Source organism: Nonomuraea sp. NPDC047897 (genome assembly GCF_043204415.1).
Classification (GTDB): domain Bacteria; phylum Actinomycetota; class Actinomycetes; order Streptosporangiales; family Streptosporangiaceae; genus Nonomuraea.
Window position 1 is genome coordinate 1 of the sequence record NZ_JBIDCC010000022.1, and the last position, 25,747, is coordinate 25,747.

Below are 25,747 nucleotides of genomic sequence, written 5' to 3' on the forward strand. Positions count from 1 at the left end.
TGAAAGATCTCCCATAACTCATCAGGCACCAGCCGCTGCAGGAACACTTCCACGACCCATACAACGAGCAACCACCAAATGAGTCACGCTCTAAGAGCCTGCTGACGAAGGGCTTTGGTGCTGTGGCAGGGTCAGGAGATCGCAGGCATGCGGTCATCTTCGGGTCATAGGCAATCCTCTGGGACGCGCGACGCGATGAACCGGCGGCCGTGGAAGCCGTGATGGACCGTGAAGAGGAATCGGGGGTTCGCCGAACTAGGGGTGTTCCAACGCAACCGCCTGAAAGGCCGGCATGCATGACAGCTCCCCCCAAAGATTCGGCGCCTCCCAGCGAGGGCACCGACGCGCAAGTGATAGAGGCGTCGTGGCGTCACCCTGACCGCTTCGGCGCCGTCTTCGATCGCTATTTCGCATCCATCCACCGCTATGTTCACCTGCGCTTGGGCGAGTCGGCCGCGGATGACCTCGCCGCGGAAGCCTTTCTGCGCGCCTTCCGCAGCCGGGACCGCTTTGACCTCACCTGCTCCAGCGCGCGGCCCTGGCTGTACGGCATCGCCTCCAACCTGGTCGCCGAGCACCGCCGCGGTGAGGCGCGCAGGTATCGGGCACTGGCCAGAAGCGCCGATGCCGCGGAGATCGCCAGTCACGACGAGCGCGTAATACAGCGGGTCTCTGCGGCGGTCATGCAACCGCGGCTGGCCGCAGGTCTCGCCAGGCTCTCGGCCGGGGACAGGGACGTCCTGCTGCTGGTCGCCTGCGCCCAACTCAGCTACGAGGAGGTGGCCGAGGCTCTCGGCATACCTCAGGGAACGGTGGGATCGCGTCTCAACCGTGCCCGCAAGAAACTCCGCAAGATCATCGGTCCCGCCGGGGAGGCACTGTGATGAACGAACTCGAATCGATCAAGGACCACCACGACAGCCTGCCCGAACCCGCGCCCAATGTGACCGCGCGTGCATGGGTGCTGGTGGCCGAAGAGATCGAGGCCGAGCGGATCGGGAGCGGCCACCGTCAGCCGGCGCGGTCACGTCGGTGGCCTCTTCACGGTTTCCCGGCCGGCTGGTGGGCGATGAGGGCCGGCGTGGCCGTGGGCCTCGCGGCGGCGGTGACCGCGGGCCTGGTCATGGTGCGTGGCGGTCACGACTCCGCCCCGTTCGGGACCCCTCCGGCCAGCGCCGCCGAGTTGCTCCGGCATGCGGCCTCGGTCGCGGCACGGGAGGATGTGCGGCCCGGGCCGGGGCAGTTCGTCTACGTCGACCAGAAGAACGTCACGTTCGCCTCCGGTTCAGAGGGCGAGTACACCCAGGACGTGCGCCGAGAGGTGTGGATGCCCGCCGGGGATCCCGGCAAGGCCCTGACGCGCTCGACGTACGGGCAAACACGCGCCACCAGCGGGCGCCCTGAGCACGTGCAATCCCCCGGAACGGTGGAGTATCAGCGTGCTGGGCAGTGCCACGAGCGCTCCTTGGGCCTACCGTTCCAAGCCGCCGATCTTCCCACCGATCCGGATCGGGTTCTGGCGAAGATCCGCCAGGACGCGGAGACGTTCGTCCGGTCGGACCAGCGCAGACGAGGAGAGACGGACCTGGGCGAGAACGAGATCAACATGCGGGTCGAGAAGGTCGTCGCGAGCTCGTTGCTCATGCTGGCGCAGGACCCGCTCACCTCCTCCCAGACCAGGGCCACGGTCTTCGGCGCGCTGTCGAAGCTGACGACCGTGACCATCGTCCCAGGCCTCACCGACCCCGCCGGACGACACGGGGTGGGTGCCTCGCTCAAGCTTGAGACCCCCGACGGCTGGGAACGTGGGGAGCTCATCTTCGAGCCGGCCACCTACCGGTTCCTTGGCTACCGGAGCTGGATCGGGCAGCAGGAGGGCGGGCGGGTCAGAGAGATTCCTGGCGCCAGTACGGCGGTGATGACAGTGAAGGTCGTCGACTCCATGCCGGAGATTCCGAAGGACGCCGGCAAGCCGATGTTCTGCTGACTCGATCATCACGAGCGGATCGCCCGTGCTCTCGGTGAACAGGCCTGACCTGGCTCAGGAAGGTCTGGACTGTGGGGTGAGCTGCGGCGTTCGGGGCAGACCGCTACCATTCACCAGATGTCAGGTTCGTCTGGTGTGGCGGCCCCACCTCGACCTGCGCCGTCGCCGGCCCCGAGGATGCCGTCGCCGTTCTCGCTCCCCCTGCACGCGCTGCGGCTGCTCGGCCGGTGCGGCCTCGCGCTGGCCCTGTGGTTCTCGGCGGGCGAGGTGGTCCGCTTCGGCCTGCTCTACGCCGCGACGGAGGTGGCGTACGGCGACTACCGGCAGGTCCGCCTCGTCATCATGACGACGCTGCTCACCCTCGTCGTGCTGGCGGCGATGACCGTCGTCACCGGCATGCTGCACACCCTGCGCGGCGCCCTGTGGGAGACGCGGGCCCGCGCGGCCGAGGGCGCGGCGGACGAGCCGTTCTTCACGGCGCTCGACCGGGTCGCCCCGGCCTTCGCCGTCCTCTACCTGGCCTGGGGCTTCCAGGTGGAGGACGCGCGCGACCTGGTGCAGATGGACCTGTTCCACCACGTCTTCGAGCTCACCGACGCCGCCTTCTTCGGTGAGAAGTCGCAGGTCGGGCGGGGCTTCATCGACATCGACTGGCGCGTGTCCGTCGGCACGATGGTCGTCGCCTTCGGCCTGAAGACGCTGTTCGCCAAGCTGGTGGAGAGGGGTGGCGGCGGCTTCTACGGCTTCGCCGCCGCCTTCTCCGAGTTCGCCTTCGTCTTCTACGGGCTCAGCGCCACGTTCGCGCTCGCCGAGGCGAGGTCGGAGTGGGTGGAGCACCGCGCGGTCGTGTCCGGCGCGGAGGAGGCGCTGACGAACGCCAAGAAGAACGTCCCGGTGGTCGAGGCCGTCACCACCGCCCTGGGCGAGGTGTGGCCGCTCCTGCTCAGCGCCGTGGCCCTCCCGCTCGTCTGGCTCACCGTGGCGATGCTCGTCTTCGGCACGTACGCCGACGACACCCGCTCCATGGTCAGCGGCACCCGGTTCGAGCGCGGCGTCGAGCGCCTCGAAGGCAGCCACGACCTGACCCGGAGGTCGGTCAACCGCCTCACCGGCGGATTCCAGGAGCGCTGGGTGCCGCTGGTCAACTCCCTGCGGCTGATCGTCAAGGGCGGCGCGCCGCTGTTCGGGATGATGTGCCTGTGCCACGTGGCCGTCACGGTGGGCGCGCAGTACGCCGACCGGGCGGTGCGGACGCTGATCGGCTCGCAGGTCGAGTGGGCGTGGTTCTACCTGGGGGCGCCGGTGTCGTTCGGCCGTGACCTGCTCGTGACGACGGTGACCATGGCGCTGCTGGCGGCCGCCTTCGACCTGGCGGCCACCCGGGCCCGGCTGCGCGGCGAGGCGTTCACCGCCGGAACCGCAGCGTCGTCCGATCCGGCTGGGGGCCCGTCGGCCGTTTGAACAGGTCGCCGGTCGGCGTGTCGGAGCGGTAGGAACTGGGCGTGAACGCCAGCTCCACCTGGTCCGCCACGGCCACCGGCACCACCGCGAGGCCTCGCAACGGGTACTCGCGGCCCACCTCCAGCCGGTCCGTCGGCCGGTCGCCGGAGCCCAGCTCGACGGCCCAGCTCCGGCCCGCCCGGTCGTGCAGCCTCAGGTCGGTCGGCAGTCCGGTCAGCGTGGCGCTGCCGTCGGACAGCACCTTCTGGGTGATGTCGATCTTCATCCAGGCGACGTCGGCGCCGTGCCTACTGCCCGCCGGGGCCTTCGTCCGGGCGACGGCGGCCTTCCACTCGATGTCGTGGACCCTGCCGGCCCGGCCGGCGGGCACCACGACCTCCGTGGCGTCCTCCTGCGTGGACACCTGCTCGTAGAAGAGGTAGCCGTCCACGGTGTGCGCGGTGACGGCGGCGAGCACGCTGACGACGGCTCCGGCGGCGAGCAGCGCCGCGCGTCCCCGCCGCCGGGGCGCCGCCTCCCGCACCGGCGGCGCGGCGGACGGCGGGGCTGCTGCGGGGGTCCCCTCCCGCGGGACCGGCGGAGCAGCCGGGGTAGGGGTCGGGGGCAGGGTCGGGGGCGGCGGCGCGGAGGGGCGCGGCAGCGGCAGCGCCGCCTCGCGCACGGCCGGCATCGGCTGGGTGACGCCTTCCCGCGACAGCGGCGGCCAGACCTGCTGGTCGGGATACGGCGTCCGCGTCGACCGCGCCGCCCGCCACGGAGACGGAACGGGCGACGGAGCGGGCGACGGGCGCGGCGGCGGAGCGGGAGGCGCGGGCGGCCCGCCGTCCCGGGGAGGGGTGTTCCTCGGCGCGAACCAGTCGCGCTCCTCTGTGCTCATGTCCGATCACTTCTCCACGAGGGAGTAGACGTCCTGCGGCGCGGCGGCGAGCCTGCGGGCGGCCTGCTCGTCAAGCCCTAGGTCGATCTCGGCCTCCGGCGCGTACGGCTCGACCGGCAGCGCCGACCCGGGCAGCGAGAAGACGACCCTGGCGTCCGGCAGCGCCGAGGCGGGCACCTCGAAGAAGAACGGCCCGCTGACCCAGATGTCGGGCTGCACCCACTTGTCGGCCAGCGTCCTGGCGGCGTCCACCCGGTCCGTCGCGGCGAACCTGCGCCCTTCGGCGTCCATCAGCACCGGCTGGGCCAGGTGGTAGGGCCGCAGGCTCGACTTGGCCGATGCCCGCACGACCAGGAACACCTGGTCCGTCTCGACGGTCTCGGTCGCGCTGACCTGGATCGCCTTGGCCGCGCCGACCGAGTCGAGCCGGACGGTGAAGCGCCGCGCGTCCACCGCCTGGCCCTTGTCACCCACGTACGTCAGCGGCGCCGAGGCGTCGTTCTCCGACAGCCCGAGCGACTGCAGCCCGACGGCGGCCCCCACGAGCAGCAGGCCCAGCGCGGTGTTGAGCGCCAGCGAGCCGCGGCGCCCGGTCCGCCCGCCGCGGCGGCCGCCGGCCGCCCGCACGGGCGGTTCGCGGGTGACGGTCATGCCGGCTCACCTGCCTCGACGGGCAGCGTCACCCGAGCCTTGACCTCCGGCACCAGCCGGCCGTCCGCGTCCTCGGCGACCTTCTGCCAGCGCTCGGTCGGGTCGTTGAAGCCCGGCTCGTAGGCGAAGCCCGCGACGTCCAGCGTGACCTTCTCCGGCGGCTCGTCGCCGTCCTTGAGCCGGTAGCGGACGATGACCGTGCTCTTGACCCCCGGATGGAGCTGGCGGGTCTCGCCTCCCTTGGCCAGGGCGAAGACGAACGGCCCGGCGTCCGCGGGGAAGGCGGGCGAGACCTTCACCAGCGAGCTGGCGAAGGTCTCGCCGAGCGCGGCCTGCTCCTGCTTCGACGGGGGCAGCCCGACCGGCGTCGTCTCGTTCCCCTTGTTCGTCACCTCGAACACCAGCTCCACGAACCGCCGGTCCTCGCCGAACGGCGAGTCGGCCGGCACCGCCCGCACCCGCGACGCCACGAACCGCGTGGCGTAGCGGCCCTGGTCGAGCACCGCGCCCTTGCCCAGGGCCGGCGGCTCGTCCGGAGCCTCGTTCAAACCGCCGAGCAGGGCGGTGACACCGAGGGCCGTGACCGCCACCAGGCCCACCACGGGCACCACCACCGGGCGCCCGGGCCTGTCGCTGCCGCCGGAGGGTTCGGTCATGGGTATGGATGGTAACGGCTCACAGTCGCACCATCCGCCGCAAAACTCCCTTCGGGCTGGTGTAATTGCCCAGAACCCTGCCGCAGTCGGGCGCGTAGCTCATACGCTGTCACGGAGCGGAGGATTCGAGCCCTACTCCTAACGACATATCGCGGCCGGAGGGTCACGTGGTGGACGTGCATCCCGAGCATGCGCAGCTCCAGGCGGACCGCATCTACCTGGGCTGGCAGTACATCCTGCTGCATCCCGACCCCGGCCCTCCGCCCAAACGCCCCTCCCCGGCCGACGAGACGCCCGCCCAAGGGCCCGACCCCGACCTGGTGCGCCGCGAGCGCCTGCAGCAGGACCTGCTCAACCGGCCGATGCGGATCTTCCGGCGGTTCATGCTGGTGCTGACCGTCCTGCTCCTCGTGCCGGCCTCGGCCGGCTACCTCGACTGGTCGTTCGCGCTGCTCGGCATGGTGGCGACCGGCGGTGTCGCGCTCATCTGCAGCTACGCGCTGGTCGAGGGCGACCGGGCGGTCCGCTACCGCATCCAGGAACAGCAGGCCCGCGCCGACCGGCGGCGGCAGGAACGCGACAGGGAACTGTTCCGCGCGCAGGAGGAGCACGCCCAGCGCTACCGGGAGTGGCAGGAGGTCAAGGAACGCCACGACCGCCAGCTCACCTGGTACGCCGTGGCCGTGCCCGACGACGTGGACCGCATCGACGTGGCGGGCGGCACGCTGCCCGGCTGGTCGGCGCTGGTCACGCTGATCGGCGCGACCCGCCTCTACAGCGGCGGCCACCTGACCGTGCTCGACCTGTCCGAGGGCGCCATCGCCAAGGACCTCATCGAGCTGGCCCGCCGGGGCGGCGACGAGCCGCTGGTGTGGGTGCTGCCGACCGACCTGCCCCGGCTCGACCTGGGCGCCACGCTGAAGCCCGAGGCGTTCGCCGACGTGCTCGCCCACGTGGTCAGCGTCAGCGAGGAGCACCGTTCCACCCGCGACCTGAGCTTCGACAACGCGATCCTCGAACGGGTGCTGGAGGTGCTCGGCGAGAACGCCACGATCAGCCAGGTGACCGCCGCGCTGCGGGCGCTCGCCCAGGTCGGCGACCCCCGCGACGACCTCAGGTACGGCCTCATCACCGCGACCCAGCTGGAGCGCATCGGCACGCTGTTCGGCCGGGGGGTGAGCGACCGGGTCGTCATCGAGCGGGCCTGGGCGCTGGAGTCGCAGCTGCGCAAGCTGGAGACCCTCGGCACGCAGGCGGTCCGGCTGCCGCCCGCCCGGCTGCGGGTGGTGAGCATGGACCGGCAGGCCGGCGTGTTCGGCAACCGGGTGCTCGGCACGTACGTGGCGACGGCCCTGACCCACATCCTGCGCCAGTCGCCCGCCTCCGACCGGCCCTGGTACCACACGATCATCGTGGCGGGGGCCGACAAGCTGCGCGGCGACGTGCTCGACCGGCTCATGGACGCCTGCGAGACGTCCCGTACCGGACTGGTGCTCACCTACCGCTCGCTCACCCCGACCGTCCGCGAACGGCTCGGCAGGGGACACGCGGCGGTGGCGTTCATGCGGCTCGGCAACGCCGAGGACGCCCGGATCGCCAGCGAGCACGTCGGCACCGAGCACCGGCTGGAGCTGGCCCAGCTCACCGAGACGATCAGCGACTCGCTCACCGGCCTCGACGGCGCCTACACCTCCACCATCGCCCAGGCCGACGGCAGGGCGGAGGCGCCCGGCGACGGCGCCACCGACCTGGCCGGGGACATCACCGAGTCGACCGAGTGGGGCAGGACCGCCGACAAGATCGGCGAGAGGGAGCGGGTGCTGCAGCGGTCCCGCGAGTTCCTCGTCGAGCCGCACCAGCTCCAGCAGCTCCCCACCACCTCCGTCATCGTCACCGACGCGACCGCGCAGGGCCGTCGGGTCCGGCTGGCCGACGCCAACCCGGCGATCCTCACCTTCCCCAGGACCACCCTCGGCGAGCTGGAGGACGTGCGCGAGTCCGTGCTCTCCCTCGACCCGGAGCAGGCCCGCGCGGGCGGCGAGGAGCCCCCGCCCAACCTCGGCCCCCCGCCGCCGCGCCTCGACTGGCGCAAGGACCGGACGTGACGCGGCCCCTGCTTACCGCAAGGGCCGGTAATGACATGGTCAATGTCAAGGTGACGGGCTGACGGTCGGCGGACTTTACTAAAGAACCGTCTGTGGGGGGATGAAATGCAGCCGAGTGTCTCGCTGAGCGGGCCCTGGTACCGGATCCAGTCCATCGCGGCGCCCTCGCGAAGCTCGTCGGCGGAGTGGGACTTCGTCACCGTGCTGCCCGCCGTGCTGTCCGCCGCCCAGCGTGACCGGCCGTTCGCCATCGGCTGGCTGTCGCGCGGCTCCGGCGCGCCCCTTGAGCTGATCACGAACGCGGGGCCGCTGTCGCCGCCCCGGCAGCCGCGCCGGGCCACCGGCGCGTTCGGGGCGCCGTCCGGGCCGCAGCCGCTGCTGTTCCCCGGCGGCGCGCGGGGCGTGCAACTCGGCGAGGAGTACCTCGCCGACCTGGCCGACCTGGTGTGGACGCCGTGCCCGGGCCGCCAGGCGCCGCCGCTCGGCGGCAGGCGCGAGTTCGACCCGGACGAGCTGAAGCGGCCCACGCTGTTCGAGTCGACGCTGATCACGCTGATGTCGCGGCCGTTCGCGTGGCTGGTGGTGGCCGAGCCGACCGACCTGCTCGACGCCGAGGTGGCCCACCTGCGCACCCAGCTCAACGTGTTGCGGCAGTACGGCGACGCCTCCGAGCGTTCCCGCTTCGACGCCGAACGGGCCGAACGCCGCATGCAGGAGCTCGACGCCTTCCGCGAGGCGGGGCTGTGGAACGTCCGGGTGCTGGCCGGCGGCGCGACCGCCGACGAGCTGCGCCAGATCGCCCCCGTGCTGGTCGGCTCGGTCGAGATGAGCCACCACCCCTACCGGCTGCGCAGCGCCCAGGGCGCGGTCTACCCGCTCGCCGAGGCGCTCGCCATCACCATGCAGGACCCGGCCGACGGGGCCGCCGCGCCGTTCGCCGCCACGGCGGGCGCGCTCGCGGCGCTGGCCGGGCTGCCGCGGCGCGAGGTGCCGGGTGTGCGGGTGCTGGACGCCGGCTTCTTCGACGTGACCTCCGAGGCCGACGACGGCGAGCTGGACCTGGGCGAGATCCTCGACGGGCAGGACCGGGGGGTCGGCTCGTTCCGGGTGCCGCTGGCCACGCTCAACCGGCACGCGTTCGTCACCGGCGCCACCGGCTCCGGCAAGTCGCAGACCGTCAGGCATCTGCTCGAACAGCTCAGCCGCGCCCGCATCCCGTGGCTGGCCATCGAGCCGGCCAAATCGGAGTACGCCGCCATGGCCGGCCGCGTCGAGGCGTACGGGCCGGTGACGGTGATCAACCCGTCGGCGCCCGGCGGCGTGCCGTTCAGCATCAACCCGCTGGAGCCCGAGCCGGGCTACCCCGTGCAGGCGCACATCGACATGGTCAGGGCGCTGTTCATGGCGGCGTTCGACGCGGAGGAGCCGTTCCCGCAGATCATGTCCCTGTCGCTGCAACGGGTCTACGAGGCGACCGGCTGGGACGTCGTCACCGGCGGGGCCGTGCCCGGCTCCAGGGTGCCGCCCAGCGTGCCGACGCTGGAGCAGTTGCAGCAGCACGCGATGGACGTGATCAAGGAGATCGGCTACGGCCGGGAGGTGCAGGCCGACGTCGAGGGGTTCATCTCGCTGCGGCTGCGCTCGTTGCGGGTCGGCTCGGCCGGGCGCTTCTTCGAGGGCGGCCACCCCGCCGACGTCGGCGGCCTGCTGGAGCGCAACGTCGTCCTCGCCATCGAGGACGTGGCCAACGACGAGGACAAGGCGTTCCTCATGGGCACGCTGATCATCCGGATCGTGGAGCACCTGCGGATGCGGGCCCGCACGGAGAAGTCGCCCGACCTGCGGCACGTCATCGTCATCGAGGAGGCGCACCGGCTGCTGCGCGACCGCGGCGCCGGCCGGGCCGCCACCCACGCCGTCGAGCTGCTGGCCGGCATGCTCGCCGAGATCCGGGCGTACGGCGAGGGCATCGTCGTGGCCGAGCAGATCCCCACCAAGCTCGTCCCCGACGTGGTGAAGAACACCGCGCTGAAGGTCGTGCACCGCCTGCCCGCCGAGGACGACCGGCAGCTCGTCGGCGCGGCCATGAACCTCAGCCCCGAGCAGTCACGCCAGGTCGTCTCTCTCCAGCCGGGCTGCGCGGCGGTGTTCGCCGACGGCATGGACCGGCCGCTGCGGGTCAGGGTGCCGCTCGGCGAGTCGCGCGAACGGCTGGCCGCCGGCCCGCCGCCGCCGATCCGCGGCCGCCGCTCGGCCGCCTGCGGCAGCCAGTGCCGCACCGGCCAGGCGTGCACGCTGGTCGAGCTGCGCGAGGCGGACGTGCTGGCCGACGCCCCCGACTGGGCGTGGCTGCGCATCTGGTGCGACACGGTGGTGCTCGCGTTCGTCACCAACCGGCCGCTGCCCGGCGTGCCCCGCGCCCTGGCCGCCGCCTGGTCCGAGCTGCCGGCGCGACGCCGCGAATGCCTGCTCGCCACCCTCGTCGAACGGTCTGTACGGCGGCGCGCCTGGTCGCTGCGGAGCTGGATCGACCCCGCGCTGCTGACCGAGAAGGCCGCCGAGAGCGCCACCCGGCTGCTCGGCCGGCTCGACAGCGGCGGCGAGCGGCCCGGCTCCCGGTGGGTCATCCCGCAGGTGCGCTGGCTGCACGAGGTCGACAGGCTCTTCCCGTACGACCGGCCCGCGCCCGACCTGCGCGCCCCGGCGCCGCCCCTGGAGTACGCCCTGTTCGGCCCGTCGCCGGGGCAGGACGCCGCCGACCCGGCGCCGGCGGGGGAGCCGGCCGAGCCCTCCCCGGCCGCGAACGGGCAGGGCGAGCTGCTCGGGCACCGCGCCAAGGCGTTGCGGCACCACCCGCTGTCCATGGAGATCGAGCACAACCGGGCGCTGGCCTGGCGGGTCGTCCTCGGCGACGACGAGAGCGAGAGCGTGCAGCGCGACGTCATGACCGTGGCGATCGGGCTCGACCCGTCGGCCCGGCTGAGGCACGTCGGCCAGACCATGGGCGCGGGCTGGCTCGAAGGGGTGCTGTCGTGGCCGCGCCGGTTCGTGCTGCCGTTCGAGGAGGAGGGCGCGCCCGAGATCAGTTTCGCCGAGCCGGGTCAGCCGCGTTCGGGCGTTGCGAGGGGAGTCGGGATGCCTCGGGCCGACTAGGATCCAATGCCATGACCCAGCTTCCCCTGCGGGCACAGCTCGCGAGCGCCCTGGGCCGCAGTGCCGCCACACTGTCCAGGATGACCGGGCGCGGCGACGGTTCGGTGATCGGCGGCCGGGTCGGCCTGATGCTGGAGCCCGACCTGCTGCGCAAGCTGGCCCGTGACCGCAAGCTGGCCCTGGTCAGCGCCACCAACGGCAAGACCACCACGACCCGGCTCATCACGTCGGCACTGCTGGACCTCGGCGAGGTCGCCACCAACGTGTTCGGCGCCAACATGCCGGCCGGCCACGTCTCGGCGCTGTCCCAGCACAAGGACGCCCCCTACGGCGTGCTGGAGGTCGACGAGAAATACCTGCCCGAGGTGCTCGACACCACCGGCGCGGGCGTCGTCTGCCTGATGAACCTCAGCCGCGACCAGATGGACCGGGCGGCCGAGATCTGGCTGCTCGCCCAGAAGTGGCGGCGGGCGCTGTCCGGCAGGCCCACCCACGTCATCGCCAACTGCGACGACCCGCTCGTCACCTGGGGCGCCTCGACCGCGGCCAAGGTGACCTGGGTCGCGGGCGGCCAGCGGTGGAAAGAGGACTCCTGGTGCTGCCCCGAGTGCGGCGGCCCCCTCGACCGCAAGGACGCCGACTGGGCGTGCCGCGAGTGCACCTTCCACCGGCCCGAGCCGCAGTGGATCGTCGACGACGAGGCCGTCATCGACCCGCGCGGGCAGCGGTGGCTGCTCGACATCCAGCTTCCCGGCCTGGCCAACCGGTCCAACGCCGTGATGGCGCTGGCCGTGGCCGAGGCGTTCGGACTGCCGGTGGAGCGGGCGCTGCCCCGGCTGCGCGAGGTCACGTCCGTCGCCGGCCGCTACACCATGGTGGAGCGCGACGGCCGGCACGCGCGGCTGCTGCTGTCGAAGAACCCCGCCGGCTGGCTGGAGGCGTTCGACGTCGCCGACCCGCGGCTGCCCGTCATCCTGTCGGTCAACGCGCAGGGTCCCGACGGGCGCGACACGTCCTGGCTGTGGGACGTCGACTACCGCATCCTGCGCGGGCGACCGGTGTTCGTCACCGGTGAGCGCCGCCTCGACCTGGCGCTCCGGCTCGACGTGGCCGACGTGCCGTTCGTGCTGTGCGAGACGTTCTCCGAGGCGCTGGCCATGCAGCCGCCCGGCCGGGTCGACGTGATCGCCAACTACACCGCCTTCCAGCAGATCCGATCGGAGTTCGGTCGTGCCGTCTGACAGCGTCCTTCGTATCGTCTGGATCTACCCCGACCTGCTCAGCACGTACGGCGACCAGGGCAACGCGCTCGTCCTGGAGCAGCGGGCCCGGCGGCGCGGCATCGAGGCCGAGATCGTGCACGTCCGCTCGGCCGACCCGGTGCCCGACTCGGGCGACGTCTACCTGATCGGCGGGGGCGAGGACCGCCCGCAGATCCTCGCCGCGCAGCGGCTGCGCAAGGACGGCGGCCTGCACCGCGCCATCGCCCGTGGCGCCGCGATGCTGGCGGTGTGCGCCGGCTACCAGATCATGGGCAGCACGTTCGGCGGTGAGGAGGGCCAGCCGGTCGACGGCATCGGGCTGCTCGACATCGCGAGCTTCCGGGGCCAGTCGCGCGCCGTCGGGGAGCTGGTCGCCGAGGTCGACTCCGCGCTGGGCCTGCCGATGCTGACAGGTTTCGAGAACCACATGGGCGTCACCAGTCTCGGGCCGGGCGTCCGGCCGCTGTCGCGCACGGTCGTCGGCACCGGCAACGGCGACGGCTTCGAGGGCTGCTACGCGGGCCACGTCATCGGCACCTACCTGCACGGCCCGGCGCTGGCTCGCAACCCGGCGCTCGCCGACCTGCTGCTGAGCTGGCGGGTCGGCGACCTGCCGCCGCTCGACGACACCCGTTACGAGCAGCTCCGCCAGGAACGCTTCAGCGCCGTCCTGCCGCGCTGACGCTGACCTGCTGCGCTTGACCTCCCGCGCTGATCTGCCGCACTGACGGGCGTCTCCGGCCCGCCCGTCAGGCCAGGTCGTCTGGACACTGACGATCGCGCAACCTTCCTCTCCCGCTCAGCTCGTGGATGGCTGCCCGTCCCGGCGGTCGTGTGTCATGCCAATCCCACGGACGGGAAGAAGCACCATGAGCTGACTGCGCATCGCCACCGCGGCCGCGATTCTCGGCGCCGCCCTGACCCTGCCGACGGCCGTCGCCCACGCTGACGAGTTCCGCGACGCCTCCCGCAACACCCTGGACCTGCGTGGACTCCGCTGTCGGCGATCCACCGCCGGCTGGCGCCCGGGCTGCTCCGTGACGCCGAGGCGAGGGGGCCCAGGAAGGCGTCCAGCTCAGCGGAGATGTATCCCTTGTCGGCGATGATGAGCAGGCCGGGGCGCTCGGCCACGAGATTCGGGTCGTGTTCGATGATGGCCATCAGCACCTGGCGTTCGGGCAGTCCGGCCGGGGTGCCGATCAGGTGCAGGCGCAGGCCCCAGAGCGCGAGTGGGAGCGGCAGTAGCCGTAGCCGGCCCACCTTGGCGCGCGGCGCCCGATCCATGCTGGCCGGAGCACACACGTTCCCTCAAGTACCGACAGCTTTGTCGGGTACCGACAAGAATGTAAGTATGAGTCGAACACGTACGTTCACCTGCGGCCTAGACGCCGCCATCGCCGTCACGGGCGGCAAGTGGAAAGGGGATCCTCTTCGCGCTGCAGGACGGCCCCCTGCGTTTCGGTGAGCTGCGGCGCGCGGTTCCCGGCATCAGCGAGCGGGCGCTGATCCTGCAGCTCCGCGAGATGGAGACGACCGGGCTGCTGCATCGCGAGGTCTATCACCAGGTCCCGCCGAAGGTGGAGTACTCGCTCACCGAGTTCGGTGGTTCGCTCAACGCGGCGATGGCGCCGCTTGGCGAGTGGGGTGAGGAGCACATCGAGCGCCTCGAAGCCATCCCGTGGGACCAGGTCAGGTGAACCGGCGTTCCGGCCTCGTATCCCCCGTCCGGGGGAAGGAGATGGCTCGCGCCGGGGAGGTCCGCGCGTCACCGCCGCGGGCACGATGGGTCGCATGACGATGGTGTGGGCCGGCCGATGGACCGGCTACGCGGCGGCCGGCTGGACCCTGCTCTATGTGGTGTCGAAGGCTCACTTCGCCCTTGAGGAACGGATCGGTGTCAGCGGCGGCCCACGGGTGGCCGCCGACGCGTACCGGAGCTATGGGCCGGGCGAGGTCGCACAGGCGCAATGGGCCAACGCCGCAGGCGGCGTCCTCATCGCCTTGCTGCTCCTGGCGTCCCTGACACCCGTCCGTCGGCGGTTGGCGCGGTGGACGCTGCTCGTGCTGCTGGGCATCTGCTCGGCCATGGCCGCCGCGGGCGCCATCGGCATGCTCGGCGGGGCGCTTCTCACCGACCGCGGCGGCGTGGTCTTCGGCGGCTACTGCGCGATATGGGCGGCCCTCCTAACCGCCGCGACCCTCGCCTTCCATCGCCGCGACAAGGCGTAGACGCGGGCCGCTCGCCCCGGGCCAACACGGAGGCAGTCACCGTCGATGCCCTGGCGCAGGAAGTCGGCGTGGTCGTTGTGTGGCGCGTACTCCTCCACCATGTGCACCATCACCCACCGCAGCGTGATCGTGCCGCGCCAGTGATCCGTACCGGTCACCTCCAGGGTCGGCGTCTCGGCCACGAAGCGGTCGGCGAAGTCGACTTCCTCCTGCCAGAGGCGCCATGCCTCGGCGCCGGGCACGGCGTCGTCGAACGCCGCGTCGGGGCTGTCCTCGGTGCTGAAGTGCAGATCGACCGTGCGACCGGCCATGTCCCGCCGGAACCACCGGCGCACGACGTCGGCCAGATGCCACACCAGCAGCGACAGGCCCGAGAAGGGCACCGAACGCTGGGCGAGGGCCTGCGGATCGAGCTCCGAGCACTTCAGATCAGCGTCTGGCGCTGCCAGCTCAGGCAGACGGCGAGCATGGCCTTCTCGTCGCCCGCCCACGAGGCCGCTGTCGCCACCGACTTGCCGGCCTGCGAAAGCGGGTGGCTGCAGATCCTGGCCGATGCCGCCTACGCCGCACAGCCGGCGGACGGGTCAGCTCATGCCAACCCACCCACCTTTAGTAGACCAGGGCCTGGGCGCCCTCGGTCACGGCCTCCTCGACGAACGCGGGAGCGCCGGCGATGCGGACACCGTCGATGAGGTCGTCGACCGTGATGTCGCGCCGGGCCGCGCACTGCGTGCACACCGTCACCCGGCCGGCGGCCAGGACGGCGTCCAGCAGGTCGGTCAGCGGAGCCGCGTGCGGCAGGCTGAACTCCTTGGCCCGGCCCGGCAGCGCGAACCACGAGGCCTCGCCGGTCAGCCAGAGGGACACGGGAACACCGCTCGCGAGCGCGGCCGCCGCGACCGTGAACGCCTGGTTGCAGCGCTCGGGGGCGTCGGCCCCCGCGGTCACCTTGATCACCAGTGATCGTGCCATGCCCGCCACCCTAATGCGCCCGCCGCGCCCGCGTCGCCCCAGGTGCTCCGCTGCGGGCGGAGCCTGCGGGCCGCCGGGGACGCCACTAGGGTGGGGCGGTATGGAAGAACCTGAGATGCATCCCAATCTCGAGCCGATCGCTTTTCTCATCGGCAGGTGGGAAGGCGCGGGGGTCGGGGGTTACCCGACGATCGAGAGCTTCAACTTCGGTCAGGAGATCGAGTTCGGCCACAACGGCAAGCCGTTCCTCAGCTACGTGAGCCGCACTTGGCTGCTCGACCAGGCCGGCGACCGGGTCAGGCCGCTGGCCACCGAGTCCGGCTACTGGCGTGCGCTGCCCGACCGGCAGCTTGAGGTGGTGCTCTCGCATCCGACCGGGATCGTGGAGATCTACGTCGGCGAGGTCGTCTTCCACAAGATCGAGCTTCAGACGGACGTCGTGGCCCGCACGGTCACGGCCAAGGAATACACCGCGGGCCGCCGGCTCTACGGGCTGGTCAACGGCAACCTCATGTGGGCCTACGACATGGCGGCGGTGGGGCACCCGCTGACCTCCCACATGTCGGCCGAGCTGAAGAAGGTCGCGTGAGCGGCCCGTTCACGGCCGACGTCGTCGAGGCCATCAAGCGCCACATGAACGACGACCACGGCGACGACGCGCTCGTCATCGTCCGGGGGCTGGGCGGGCGGCCCGACGCCACCCGCGCGACGACCAGCGGCGTGGACGCGGAGGCGATCGAGTTCACGATCGACGGCGGCGAGCTGGTGCGGGTGCCGTGGGGCGAGACGCTGACCGAGCGGCCCCAGGTCCGCATGGCCGTGGTCCGGCTCTACCGCGAGTCCTGCGCCACCCTCGGCATCCCGGCCCGCGGCGAGCACTGACCCGAGCGCTGACCTGGGAACGGGCATGAAAAAAAGGGCCCCCGGGCGTGCTTCCGCCTGTCGGACAGACGGGCTGGATGGACCATGGTCGGGAAGGATTCCCGCCCTCCAGCCGCCGGGGGCCCCGGTGGTTGCCTCGTATTCGCCGAACGGCGCGAGACGGGGCGTCCGCGTCGTCAGCGGACAACCACCTCGCTAGCCCAACTATGAATCACCATTGTTTGGACCACCTCCTTTCCGCGTACCCATGACGTTATGCGGACTCCTTCGGACCGGGCAAGCGAATTACCCGCGGCCGTAGACTCGGGACATGACCGACACGCAGTGGCACGAGGAACTCCGCGCGAAGGGTTACCGGGTGACTCCCCAGCGGCAGCTGGTGCTCGAAGCGGTCAAGGATCTCGGACACGGCACCCCCGAGGAGATCTGCGCCAGGGTCCGCGAGACCGCCCGGGGCGTCAACATCTCGACGATCTACCGCACGCTGGAGCTCCTGGAAGAGCTCGGCATGGTGACGCACACCCATCTCAGCCACGGCGCGCCGACCTACCATCTGGCGGCCGACGCCGACCACGTCCACCTGGTGTGCCGCGGCTGCGGCGAGGTCGGAGAGGTGCGGCCGGAGCTGGCCGAGGGGCTGGTCAGGGGGCTTGACGAGGAGCTGGGCTTCGAGGCCGACGTGCACCACCTGACCGTCTTCGGCCGCTGCCGCGCCTGCCGCTGACCGCGTACCGGGTCGCGCCGCCTCCGGCGGCGGTCGCGGGCGGCCGGGCGGCTAACCTGGAAGGCATGCGTAGCCCTCTGCTCGATCTCCCCGGCGCCGTCCCCGCCGAAGCGCCGGACGCCGACGTAGCCGCGCACTACGGCGACCTGTTCGCCGAGCAGCGCGCGCTGGCCAAGGGGGAGGCGGTCGTCGACCGCAGCAACCGCGAGGTGGTCCGCATCTCCGGCGCCGACCGGCTGAACTGGCTCAACGACCTGACCTCCCAGAAGCTCGACACCCTCGCCCCCGGCGAGTGGACCCAGACGCTCGACCTCGACCTGCAGGGCCGCATCCTGCACCACCTGACGCTGGTCGACGACGGCGAGAGCGTGCTGGCCCACGTCGAGCCGGGCACCGCCGACAGCCTCGTCGCCTACCTCGACCGGATGCGGTTCATGCTGCGCGTCGAGGTGTCACGCGCCGACGACCTGGCGGTGCTCTCCTCCGCCACCGAGGACTTCCTGGTGCCCCGCGCGGAGCTGGCCGAGCACCTGGGCCGGCCGCTGGCCGGGCTGTGGGCGTACGAGGCGCTGCGCATCGAGCGGCACCACCCGCGGCTCGGTCTCGACACCGACCACAAGACGATCCCGCACGAGCTGGGGCTGATCGGCACCGCCGTGCACCTCGGCAAGGGCTGCTACCGCGGCCAGGAGACGGTCGCCCGGGTGCACAACCTCGGCCACCCGCCCCGCCGGCTGACGTTCCTGCACCTCGACGGCAGCGTCGACACGCTGCCGCCGCACGGGGCGCCGGTGCTGTTCGAGGGGCAGGCGGTGGGCGTCGTCGGCTCGTCCGCCCGCCACCACGAGCTCGGCCCGATCGCGCTGGCCCTGCTCAAGCGCACCGTCCCGGTGGACGCCCCGCTGCTCGCCGGCGGCGTCGCCGCCGGTCAGGAGGTCATCGTCCCGCCGGACGCGGGCCGCAACGTGCAGATCGACCCGTCCCTGCGCCGCCGGGTGCGCTGACCCGGTCGGGCGAAGGCGCCCCGCACGCGCAGGCCGGGAGCGGCTAGACGTCCACGACGAGGGTGATCGGGCCGTCGTTGACCAGCGACACCTTCATGTCCGCGCCGAAGCTGCCTGTCGCCACCCGTGCCCCGAGGGCTCTCAGCTCGGCCACCACCGCGTCCACCAGCGGCTCGGCGACGGGCCCCGGGGCGGCGGCCTGCCAGGTGGGGCGGCGGCCCTTGCGGGCGTCGCCGTACAGGGTGAACTGGCTGACCACCAGCAGCGGCGCGCCCACGTCGGAGCACGACTTCTCGCCGTGCAGGATGCGCAGGCCCCACAGTTTGGCGGCGAGCCTGCGCGCCTCGGCGGGCGTGTCGGTGTGGGTGACGCCGACCAGCGCCAAGAGGCCGGGCTCGTCGACGGCCCCCACCGTGCGGCCGTCCACCACCACGGAAGCCGATGTCACCCGCTGTACCACTGCTCGCATGGGATCCCATTCTGGCGCAACGGACGGCCTCCGTAGACTCATGCCGGAAAGGGGCGAAGATGTCACTGGTGGTGGAGGTTGTCCGGTCCGGGTTCGTGGAGTCGCGGCACCATGCCCGGATGCTGACCGTCGACGCGGCCGGCCGGCCGGTGGAGGCGCACGGGGCGGTGCACGTTCCGGCGTCGCCGCGGTCCTCGATGAAGCCCCTGCAGGCGCTCGGCATGCTGCGCAACGGGCTGGACCTGACGGGCGAGCTGCTCGCGCTGGCCTGCGCGTCGCACTCCGGCGAACCGTTCCACGTGGAGGGCGTCCGCAAGATCCTGGCCGGAGCGGGGCTGGACGAGTCGGCGCTGCGCTGCCCCGAGGACTACCCGGAGGACCGCACGGTAGCCCGGCGGGCCCGCGTGCACATGAACTGCTCAGGCAAGCACGCCGCGATGCTCGCCACCTGCGCCGCCAACGGCTGGCCGCTCGCCACCTACCTGGAGCCGGCGCACCCGTTGCAGTGGGCGATCCGCGCCACGGTCGAGGAACTGACCGGGGAGCGGGTGGCGGCCACGGGCGTGGACGGCTGCGGCGCGCCGCTGCACTTCGTGTCGATGGCGGGCACGGCCAGGGCCTTCCGCGCGTTCCCGCTGGGGGAGACGGGCTCGTACGAGCGGCGGATCTACGAGGCCGTCACGGCGCACCCGGAGTGGACGTCGGGCACGCACCGCCCGGAGACGGCGCTGATGCGGGCCGTGCCGGGGCTGATGCTGAAGGCGGGCGCGGAGGGCTTCGAGGCGTTCGCGCTCGGGGACGGCCGCGCGGGTGCCGTCAAGGTCGAGGACGGCGCGGCACGGGCGCGCACGCCGGTGACGGTGGCGGCCCTGCGTTCGCTCGGCGTCGAGGTGGCTGACCCGCCGGTCACGCCGGTTCTGGGCGGCGGCCGGCCCGTCGGTGAGATCCGGCTCCGGCTCACCTGACCGGTCCTCTGCCTCCCTCTCGCCGGTACGGCGTGACCGGCACGGTCAGGGGCGGGGGCCGGTGGCGTCCCGGAGGATGGCGGCGATCTCCATCTGCCCGCGGCCGACCGCGTGCTCGAACGCGGTCACGCCGTGGCTGTCGGCCAGGTGCGGATCGGCCCCGGCGGCCAGCAGCAGCCGGACGATCTCCTGGTACGGCTCCGACCCGTCGCCCAGCACCACGGCCTCCAGCAGGGCGGTCAGGCCCAGGTCGTTGACGTGGTCGACGTCGATGCCGGTCGTGAGCACCTCGCGCACGTAGGCGACGTGGCCGCGCTCGCAGGCGGGAATGAGCGAGACGCCGCCGTAGCGGTTCGTGAGGGTCAGGTCGGGGCCGGCGCGCAGCAGCACCCGCATCATGGCCACGCTGCCGGTCACCCCGGTAACCAGCCACGGCGTGTCGTGCTGGGAGTCGAGGGCGTCGGGGTCGGCGCCGGCGGAGACCAGGATCTGCGCCACCTCGACGTGGTCGGCGGCGGCGGCCAGCAGCAGCGGGGTGCGCCGCCGGGCGTCGCGCGCCTCCAGGTCGGCGCCCTCGGTCACGGCCTCGCGCACGGCGGCGGCGTCGCCGATCGCGGCGGCGGTGAGAAGCTCTTCGTCGCGCACCCTAGGTCCTTTCGCCGCGGCCCCGGATCTGCGGCCCCCGATCTGCGGCCCCGAACAGCGGCCGGGTGCCGCGGGAGAGGCCGCCCCCGCACCCGGACGGCTACCCATCCGGCGGCCGGTCGCACCATCTGCCACCAGCGACAGCATCCGCCGCCGGGCCCCGTGACGTCCAGAGACGCCGCCGCGCGGCTCACAGACTCCTGAACTGGCGGGTCGCCGAGATGGCCCCCGACGTGGTCGTGGTGAACGTGCGCATCGAGCCGGCGAACTTCGACAGGTCCCACTCGGCGGGCCCGTGATACCAGTAGAGGTTGTCGGCCCGCTGCCCGTCGCCGGTGACCGAGGCGACGACCCGCGACCAGTGCTCCACCCCGTCGAAGATCACGGCGTACGGCAGGTAGCGGGAGAACAGCTCGACGCGGTGCTGCTCCGGCACCTCGCCCAGGTCGCCGGAGAAGAGATACTCGCGGAACGCCAGGGTGTGCGCCAGCGCGGCCGACCCCTTGGCGGTCTTGGCCGGCATGTACTGCCCGCCCACGGCCAGCGCCCCGCCCCCGATGACGACCGCGAGCCCGATCAGCCCGTACGTCGTCATCCAGGCCAGCGCGGCCGTGGCCAGCAGCCCGGCGACGACGAGCACCACGCCGAGCGTCGTCCAGCGGGTGCGCTCGGTGTCGGGCCGCCGGGCGAACCAGCCCTGCCGCACCACGTCGTCGTAGAGGGCGTCGCGCACCTCGCCCAGGTGGCTGGCGAAGGAGCCGGACAGGTGGGACAGCGGCACGGCGTCCCGCCCGTCGAAGATCGCGTCGTAGAGCGCCTGCTCGTACGGCAGCAGCGATCCGGGGGCCGCGGTGGGCAGCTTGACCAGCACCCAGTCGGGCGCGTCGTAGGCCTGCCGGGGCTGCTCGTCGATGCGGAGGTGGCCGCGGACGGCCAGGTCCACGATGGTCGCCGTCACGTCGATGACGTCGGCCTGCTCGTCCACCAGCGTGCCGATCTGGCCCGGCCGCACGCCGTCGGGCGGGCTGAAGTGGCCGTTCTGGACGGGGGCGGCCATGCCCTGCTCGTGGCCGATGACCCGGGCGTCGCGCCCGCGCGTCCAGTAGAGCAGGCCGGTGCCGCCGAGCATGAGCACCAGCAGCGCGACGAGCGCGCCGCCGGTGACCGTGTCGAGGGTGAAGGCGGCGGCCAGCGAGAAGCGCCGTTCGAGGATCGGCGCCCCGGAGGTGGCCCCTTCGGGGTAGCCGACGATGACGGTGAGCGCCTGGCCGGGCGCGAGGTCGTCCTGCTCGAAGACGGCCTCGGTGGCGCCGTGGTCCATGGAGGCGGCGGTGCAGCCGATGACGGAGGTCAGGTCGCCGGCGAAGCACGCCAGGTTCTGCACCTGGCGGGGGCCGCTCACCTCGACGGTGGCCTTGGCGACGGGGGTGTTCCACCCGCTGAGGGCGAACCAGCGCAGCTCCTGCGCCTCGCCCGTCGGCGTGACGGCGCCCTTGACGTCGTACTCGACGGTGGCGGGCGCGGTCACGGTGAGCACGTCGCCGGCCAGTTTGCCGCCCTTGACGTTGCGGATCTCGTAGATCCGGTCGTTGCCGTCGTCGTGGCGGGTCCTGGTGAGGAACGTCCGCTTCAGCTGGCCCGAAGCCCCGGCGATCTTCTCGACCACGTGGAGCGTGCCGTCCTTGCCGAGAGTCATGGTGATCTCGTCGGTGATCCCCGCCGCCGTCGCCGTGGCGGGCGTGGACGTCAGTGCCAGAACGGCCGCGCCCACGGCGGCGAGCACGCGCCTGATTCCCGTCATGGCCGCACATCGTATCGGGTGGGTATGACGGGAAATCGTCAGGACGGGCCGGGCCTGCCGGTGCCGAGCGCCTTGCTGAGGGTGCGGATCGCCTGCTCGACGGCGGCCGTGGCCGCGTTGGTCGAGCGGACGGGGTTGAGCATCATGAAGTCGTGGATGATGCCGTTGTAGCGGACGCTGGTCGTCGGGACCCCGGCCTCGGTCAGCCGGCGGGCGTAGGCCTCGCCCTCGTCGCGCAGCACGTCGTTCTCGTCCACGATCACCAGGGCGGGCGGCAGCCCGGCCAGCTCCTCCAGGTCGGCGCGCAGCGGTGAGGCGGTGCTCTCCGCCCGTTGCGCCGGGTCGGTCGTGTACGCGTCCCAGAACCACGCCATGGCCTTGGCCGTCAGGAAGGGGCCGTCGGCGAACCGGCGGTAGCTCTCGGTGTCCTGGGCGGCGTCGGTGACGGGGTAGTAGAGCGACTGGTGCACGAACGTGACGTCGCCGCGCCGCTTGGCGAGGATGGCCAGCGCGGCGGCCATGTTGCCGCCGACCGAGTCGCCGGCGACCGCGAGGCGTGAGCTGTCGAGCCCCTCGTCGGCGCCGTGCCGGGTGATCCACCGGGCGGTCGCGTAGGCCTGCTCGATCGCGACCGGGTACTTCGCCTCGGGCGAGCGCTCGTACTCGACGAAGACGATAGCGGCGTTCGCGCCGACGGCGAGCTCGCGGACGAGCCGGTCGTGGGTGCCGGCGTTGCCGAGGATCCACCCGCCGCCGTGGACGTAGAGGACGGCGGGCAGCACGCCGGTCGCCCCGGCGGGCTTGACGACGCGCACGCGCACGTCGCCCACCTCGGCGGGCACGGTGATCCACTTGTCGTCGACGTCGGGCTTGTCGACCGGCGCGGCCTGGATGTCGTCGAGGACCTTGCGGGCGGCCTCGGGGCCCAGTTCGTACAGGAACGGCGGGCGGGACGTGGCGTCCGCGATCTCCTGGGCCGCCGGTTCGAGGATCGGCTTGCTCATGTCGGCGTGTTCCCCCTGCTCGTGTTCGACTGCGTGCAGTCTCGACAAGGGGGATACGTCTGAGTGTGCTCCCTGAGCGGGTCCTCGAACCGTGCCGGTCAGCTCGGCGTCTCTACCAGGGGCCGTAGGGGCCGCTGCCGCCGCCGCGGCCGCCCATGCCCTTCACGGCGGGCTTGACGTCGACGATGTAGACGACGGCGGCGATGACCGCGGCGATCGAGAAGATGTTGACGGCTCCGAGGCCGATGAACTGCATCCCGCCCAGCATGAGGAACGCCTGAAGGAACGACCACGCGCCGCCCGCCGAGAACAGGGTGGCGAGCGCCAGGATGATCAGCCAGATGTTCTTCTTCAGCTTGCCTGCCGAGACGAACGCGTTGTCGGGCACCCGCAGCGCGTGCACCAGCGCGTAGCAGGCCATCCCGAAGATGCCGATGGCGAGCAGCAGGAAGAGAAGGTTGAGCCCGCCGTTGATGAGGTCCATGAGTTCGCTCCGCCCGACGCCCGCGATGACGGACCCAGCCTAATGGCCGATCCCGCCCGGCGGGCACCCCGCGAACGACGCAAGGCCCGTCCCCCGGCGGGGACGGGCCTCACGGCGTGGATCAGGACTGCGCCTTGGGCGCGGCCTTGGTGGTGCGGGTCTTCTTCGCGGGGGTCACGGGGGTGGCGACGGGCGGCTCGGCGGCCTCCGACACCTCCTCCAGCTCCAGCGCGGCCTCGCCGCTCACCTGGCTGACGACCTTGCGGCCGCGGGTGGCGAAGTCCTCGTAGACGAGGGTGGCGCGCTGGGTGAGCTGGTCGGCGTAGTCGCGGGCCTTGTCGGGGAGCTCCTTGGCGAAGCCCTCGGCCAGGTCGGCGTAGGTGCGCGCCCTGACGGGCAGCTCCTTGGCCAGGTCGCCGCGGCGGGCCTGCAGCTTCTGCAGCTGCTCGGGCAGCTCGCGCAGCTTCTCGACGGCGTAGTCGCCGACACCGGCGACGGCGTAGAACGGCTTGGAGTCGGTGAGCTTCTTGACCTCGGTGGCGAGCGTCATGGGTTAACCTTCCTTGGTTTCCTGGTTGACGGTGCCGTTGTCGCCGGACGCCGCGTAGGGCTCGAGGGCGGCGAGGAAATCCTTCGGCAGCGGCTGCTCGTCGTCCGTGACGGAGTCGCTCCGAGGGTGAGCGTTCTGGGAGGTCTGCTCATCCTCGGCGCGCTTCTCCTTGCGGAACGACTCGTAGATGTCGATCAGCACCTGGCGTTGCCGCTCGGTGAGATGCGTGTCGGCCCTGATCGCGGCGACGACGTCGCTCGGCGTCTCGCGGTCCTCGATGAGGCCCGCCTGCACGTAGAGCGCCTGCGCGGAGATGTGCAGACCCTTGGCGATCTGGTTGAGGATCTCGGCGCTCGGCTTGCGCAGACCGCGCTCGATCTGGCTGAGGTAGGGGTTGGAGACCCCTGCCGCCGCCGCGAGCTGGCGCAGCGAGATCTTCGCCTGCTGCCGCTGCTCGCGGATGTATTCGCCGATCGAGCCGACCTTCGGTAGTGCCATGCCTCCAGTGTGCCTCGCACTGCTTGCAATTGCAAACAGGGTGGCTAACTCCTGCAAGCATTCAGAGCTGGTAGACCCACAGGAAGGGCGCGGACGTGAGCAAGGTCACCGAGAGGGCGAGCATCCCGTAGCGCAGCCGCATCGGCAGCTCCGGGGCCGGCTTGACGAGCCTGTCGACCCTGGCCATGAGGCTGTTGGCGTGCACCCCGAGCATGCCCTGCGGCGTCGGCATGGCCCCCGCCGTGCCGAACCTCAGCAGCGCCGTCGCCAGCCTGCGCGGGCTGCAGTAGCGGCGGGCACGGTCGTCGGCCGCCATCTCGACCAGCAGCTCCACCTGAGCCTGCGCGTCGCACACCACCTTGGACCAGGGCAGCGCCCTGCGCAGCGCGGCGAACGGCAGGAGCACCAGGTCGTGGCGCTCGCGCACGTGGGCGGCCTCGTGCGCCAGCACGGCCGCCATCTCGTCCTGCGAGAGCAGCTTGAGCGCGCCCTCGCTGACCACCACCTGCGAGCGCAGCCCCGGCACGCAGTAGGCCGCCGCGCCCGGATGGTCGAGCACCCGCACGCCGGGCAGCACCGGGTTGTCGTGGGAGATCAGCGTGAGCAGCATGCGGTGGCGGCGGCGGGCACGCAGCGCCTGCACGCCGGCGGTGAGCAGGACCGCGACGAGCACGGTCAGCGCCGTCAGGCCCGCGACCATGGCGAGCACGTGCAGCGCGTCCCACGGCTCGCGCGGGGCCCGGCCGTCGGCGAAGGCGATCAGCCCCGGCAGCACGCCCATCCCGTACGGCTCGACGGCGTAGGCCAGCATCGCGCCGGTGGTCGCCAGGCCCCAGGTCACGCCGAGGGACTGCCAGAGGATGATCGCGATTCGGGGGGCCTGGGAGGTCCACCGGGCTGTCGTGAAACGCCAGGAGCCGACCGCGCACGCCGTGGCGAGCGCTGCCAGCGCCGCTGCCGTGATCACTCGTCCTCCAGCTCCGTAAGGGCTCTGCGCAGGATCTCCGCCTCCCGCCCCGTCACGGCCTGGGCGAAGCGGGTCAGGGCGGCCGACCGGTCGCCCGTCATGTCCAACGCCTCCAGCATAAGCTCGGCGATGTACGCGTCGCGGGTCGCCGCGGGAGCATAGCGCCATGCCCGGCCGTCACGGGTGCGCTCCAGGAAGCCCTTGCGCGTGAGCCGGTCGAGCACGGTCATGATCGTAGTGGGGGCCAGGTCGCGGTCGGCGATCAGCCTGCCGACCTCGCGGGCGGTGAGCGCACCGCTCTGCGCCCAGAGGATGTCCATGATGCTGCGTTCGAGCTCGCCAAGACCCTTCACACTCACCAGCGTAGTACTACACCCTGTCGAGCAGGCATCCGGGAAAGG

The 25,747-nt window shown here is 72.1% G+C and carries 28 protein-coding genes; 14 read left to right on the top strand and 14 right to left on the bottom strand.

What is annotated here, in order from left to right; all coding sequences use genetic code 11:
* Positions 1 to 296 precede the first annotated feature (296 nt).
* The 3 genes from ACGF0J_RS34785 to ACGF0J_RS34795 all read left to right on the top strand — a co-directional run bounded on the left by ACGF0J_RS34785 (position 297) and on the right by ACGF0J_RS34795 (position 3,448).
* Positions 297 to 884: an RNA polymerase sigma factor gene (locus ACGF0J_RS34785; RefSeq protein ID WP_393152941.1), complete on the top strand. Its 588-nt coding sequence runs from the start codon at positions 297 to 299 to the stop codon at positions 882 to 884.
* Positions 884 to 1,987 (top strand): CU044_5270 family protein, encoded by a 1,104-nt coding sequence (locus tag ACGF0J_RS34790; protein WP_393152943.1) that lies wholly within the window; start codon positions 884 to 886, stop codon positions 1,985 to 1,987. Before ACGF0J_RS34785 ends, ACGF0J_RS34790 begins: the two co-directional genes overlap by 1 nt.
* Before the next feature lie 117 nt (positions 1,988 to 2,104).
* The gene (locus tag ACGF0J_RS34795) at positions 2,105 to 3,448 is read left to right on the top strand and encodes a hypothetical protein (protein WP_393152945.1); all 1,344 of its coding nucleotides are present in this window, start codon (positions 2,105 to 2,107) and stop codon (positions 3,446 to 3,448) included.
* On the opposite strand, the gene ACGF0J_RS34800 is transcribed toward ACGF0J_RS34795, so the two are convergent.
* Genes ACGF0J_RS34800 through ACGF0J_RS34810 form a run of 3 tightly spaced genes read right to left on the bottom strand, consistent with a single transcriptional unit; the run spans position 3,393 to position 5,632 of the window.
* On the bottom strand, positions 3,393 to 4,325 hold the full coding sequence (locus ACGF0J_RS34800) for a hypothetical protein (RefSeq protein WP_393152947.1): 933 nt from the start codon (positions 4,323 to 4,325) through the stop codon (positions 3,393 to 3,395). The two genes, ACGF0J_RS34795 and ACGF0J_RS34800, sit on opposite strands and share 56 nt — an antisense overlap.
* A 6-nt stretch (positions 4,326 to 4,331) precedes the next feature.
* On the bottom strand, positions 4,332 to 4,976 hold the full coding sequence (locus ACGF0J_RS34805; protein ID WP_393152949.1) for a hypothetical protein: 645 nt from the start codon (positions 4,974 to 4,976) through the stop codon (positions 4,332 to 4,334).
* Positions 4,973 to 5,632, bottom strand: coding sequence for a hypothetical protein (locus ACGF0J_RS34810; protein ID WP_393152951.1), 660 nt, complete (start codon positions 5,630 to 5,632; stop codon positions 4,973 to 4,975). Before ACGF0J_RS34810 ends, ACGF0J_RS34805 begins: the two co-directional genes overlap by 4 nt.
* A gap of 167 nt (positions 5,633 to 5,799) precedes the next feature.
* Between ACGF0J_RS34810 and ACGF0J_RS34815 the strand changes: the two genes are divergently transcribed.
* The 6 genes from ACGF0J_RS34815 to ACGF0J_RS34840 all read left to right on the top strand — a co-directional run bounded on the left by ACGF0J_RS34815 (position 5,800) and on the right by ACGF0J_RS34840 (position 14,381).
* A complete protein-coding gene (locus ACGF0J_RS34815; protein WP_393152953.1) occupies positions 5,800 to 7,737 on the top strand; it encodes a hypothetical protein in 1,938 nt (645 codons plus the stop codon).
* Positions 7,738 to 7,842: 105 nt separating this feature from the next.
* Positions 7,843 to 10,890, top strand: a complete 3,048-nt coding sequence (locus ACGF0J_RS34820) for an ATP-binding protein (protein WP_393152955.1) — start codon at positions 7,843 to 7,845, stop codon at positions 10,888 to 10,890.
* An 11-nt stretch (positions 10,891 to 10,901) separates the two neighbouring features.
* Positions 10,902 to 12,131, top strand: coding sequence for a MurT ligase domain-containing protein (locus tag ACGF0J_RS34825; RefSeq protein ID WP_185088071.1), 1,230 nt, complete (start codon positions 10,902 to 10,904; stop codon positions 12,129 to 12,131).
* Positions 12,121 to 12,834 (top strand): type 1 glutamine amidotransferase, encoded by a 714-nt coding sequence (locus ACGF0J_RS34830; RefSeq protein ID WP_393152957.1) that lies wholly within the window; start codon positions 12,121 to 12,123, stop codon positions 12,832 to 12,834. The genes ACGF0J_RS34825 and ACGF0J_RS34830 overlap by 11 nt, the downstream gene beginning before the upstream one ends.
* 784 nt (positions 12,835 to 13,618) lie before the next feature.
* On the top strand, positions 13,619 to 13,849 hold the full coding sequence (locus ACGF0J_RS34835) for a winged helix-turn-helix transcriptional regulator (protein ID WP_393153146.1): 231 nt from the start codon (positions 13,619 to 13,621) through the stop codon (positions 13,847 to 13,849).
* Positions 13,850 to 13,943: 94 nt separating this feature from the next.
* A complete protein-coding gene (locus tag ACGF0J_RS34840) occupies positions 13,944 to 14,381 on the top strand; it encodes a hypothetical protein (RefSeq protein ID WP_393152959.1) in 438 nt (145 codons plus the stop codon).
* Here the strand turns inward: ACGF0J_RS34840 and ACGF0J_RS34845 are convergent.
* Complete coding sequence (locus ACGF0J_RS34845; protein WP_393152961.1) at positions 14,312 to 14,872, bottom strand: DUF664 domain-containing protein; 561 nt, start codon at positions 14,870 to 14,872, stop codon at positions 14,312 to 14,314. The genes ACGF0J_RS34840 and ACGF0J_RS34845 overlap by 70 nt on opposite strands.
* Before the next feature lie 118 nt (positions 14,873 to 14,990).
* Complete coding sequence (locus ACGF0J_RS34850; RefSeq protein ID WP_393152963.1) at positions 14,991 to 15,353, bottom strand: DsrE family protein; 363 nt, start codon at positions 15,351 to 15,353, stop codon at positions 14,991 to 14,993.
* Positions 15,354 to 15,468: 115 nt separating this feature from the next.
* On the opposite strand from ACGF0J_RS34850, the gene ACGF0J_RS34855 reads away from it, so the two are divergent.
* The 4 genes from ACGF0J_RS34855 (at position 15,469) to ACGF0J_RS34870 (ending at position 17,963) form a co-directional block, all read left to right on the top strand.
* Positions 15,469 to 15,942: an FABP family protein gene (locus tag ACGF0J_RS34855; RefSeq protein WP_393152965.1), complete on the top strand. Its 474-nt coding sequence runs from the start codon at positions 15,469 to 15,471 to the stop codon at positions 15,940 to 15,942.
* Positions 15,939 to 16,235, top strand: coding sequence for a DUF2470 domain-containing protein (locus ACGF0J_RS34860; protein WP_393152967.1), 297 nt, complete (start codon positions 15,939 to 15,941; stop codon positions 16,233 to 16,235). Before ACGF0J_RS34855 ends, ACGF0J_RS34860 begins: the two co-directional genes overlap by 4 nt.
* A 310-nt stretch (positions 16,236 to 16,545) precedes the next feature.
* Positions 16,546 to 16,959, top strand: coding sequence for a Fur family transcriptional regulator (locus ACGF0J_RS34865; protein WP_393152969.1), 414 nt, complete (start codon positions 16,546 to 16,548; stop codon positions 16,957 to 16,959).
* 65 nt (positions 16,960 to 17,024) lie between these two features.
* Positions 17,025 to 17,963: a YgfZ/GcvT domain-containing protein gene (locus ACGF0J_RS34870; protein WP_393152971.1), complete on the top strand. Its 939-nt coding sequence runs from the start codon at positions 17,025 to 17,027 to the stop codon at positions 17,961 to 17,963.
* Positions 17,964 to 18,006: 43 nt separating this feature from the next.
* On the opposite strand, the gene dtd is transcribed toward ACGF0J_RS34870, so the two are convergent.
* Positions 18,007 to 18,432 carry a D-aminoacyl-tRNA deacylase gene (dtd, locus tag ACGF0J_RS34875; protein WP_393152973.1) on the bottom strand — a complete coding sequence of 142 codons (426 nt, stop codon included), beginning with the start codon at positions 18,430 to 18,432 and terminating at the stop codon, positions 18,007 to 18,009.
* 59 nt (positions 18,433 to 18,491) lie between these two features.
* Between dtd and ACGF0J_RS34880 the strand changes: the two genes are divergently transcribed.
* Entirely contained in the window at positions 18,492 to 19,397 is a 906-nt protein-coding gene (locus tag ACGF0J_RS34880; RefSeq protein WP_393152975.1) for an asparaginase, read from the top strand.
* Positions 19,398 to 19,442: 45 nt separating this feature from the next.
* Here ACGF0J_RS34880 and ACGF0J_RS34885 read toward each other — a convergent pair whose 3' ends face one another.
* The 8 genes from ACGF0J_RS34885 to ACGF0J_RS34920 form a co-directional block, all read right to left on the bottom strand.
* On the bottom strand, positions 19,443 to 20,042 hold the full coding sequence (locus ACGF0J_RS34885; RefSeq protein ID WP_393152977.1) for an ankyrin repeat domain-containing protein: 600 nt from the start codon (positions 20,040 to 20,042) through the stop codon (positions 19,443 to 19,445).
* Positions 20,043 to 20,232: 190 nt separating this feature from the next.
* A complete protein-coding gene (locus ACGF0J_RS34890; RefSeq protein WP_393152979.1) occupies positions 20,233 to 21,843 on the bottom strand; it encodes a DUF2207 domain-containing protein in 1,611 nt (536 codons plus the stop codon).
* A gap of 38 nt (positions 21,844 to 21,881) precedes the next feature.
* Positions 21,882 to 22,847 (bottom strand): alpha/beta hydrolase, encoded by a 966-nt coding sequence (locus ACGF0J_RS34895; RefSeq protein ID WP_393152981.1) that lies wholly within the window; start codon positions 22,845 to 22,847, stop codon positions 21,882 to 21,884.
* A gap of 112 nt (positions 22,848 to 22,959) precedes the next feature.
* Positions 22,960 to 23,331 (bottom strand): DUF2516 family protein, encoded by a 372-nt coding sequence (locus tag ACGF0J_RS34900; RefSeq protein WP_393152983.1) that lies wholly within the window; start codon positions 23,329 to 23,331, stop codon positions 22,960 to 22,962.
* Positions 23,332 to 23,452: 121 nt separating this feature from the next.
* Entirely contained in the window at positions 23,453 to 23,881 is a 429-nt protein-coding gene (locus ACGF0J_RS34905; protein WP_393152985.1) for a hypothetical protein, read from the bottom strand.
* 3 nt (positions 23,882 to 23,884) lie between these two features.
* Positions 23,885 to 24,379, bottom strand: coding sequence for a helix-turn-helix transcriptional regulator (locus ACGF0J_RS34910; protein WP_101785699.1), 495 nt, complete (start codon positions 24,377 to 24,379; stop codon positions 23,885 to 23,887).
* Between the two features lie 61 nt (positions 24,380 to 24,440).
* Complete coding sequence (locus ACGF0J_RS34915; RefSeq protein WP_393152987.1) at positions 24,441 to 25,346, bottom strand: M56 family metallopeptidase; 906 nt, start codon at positions 25,344 to 25,346, stop codon at positions 24,441 to 24,443.
* Positions 25,343 to 25,699, bottom strand: coding sequence for a BlaI/MecI/CopY family transcriptional regulator (locus ACGF0J_RS34920; RefSeq protein WP_393152989.1), 357 nt, complete (start codon positions 25,697 to 25,699; stop codon positions 25,343 to 25,345). The genes ACGF0J_RS34915 and ACGF0J_RS34920 overlap by 4 nt, the downstream gene beginning before the upstream one ends.
* Positions 25,700 to 25,747: the final 48 nt, after the last annotated feature.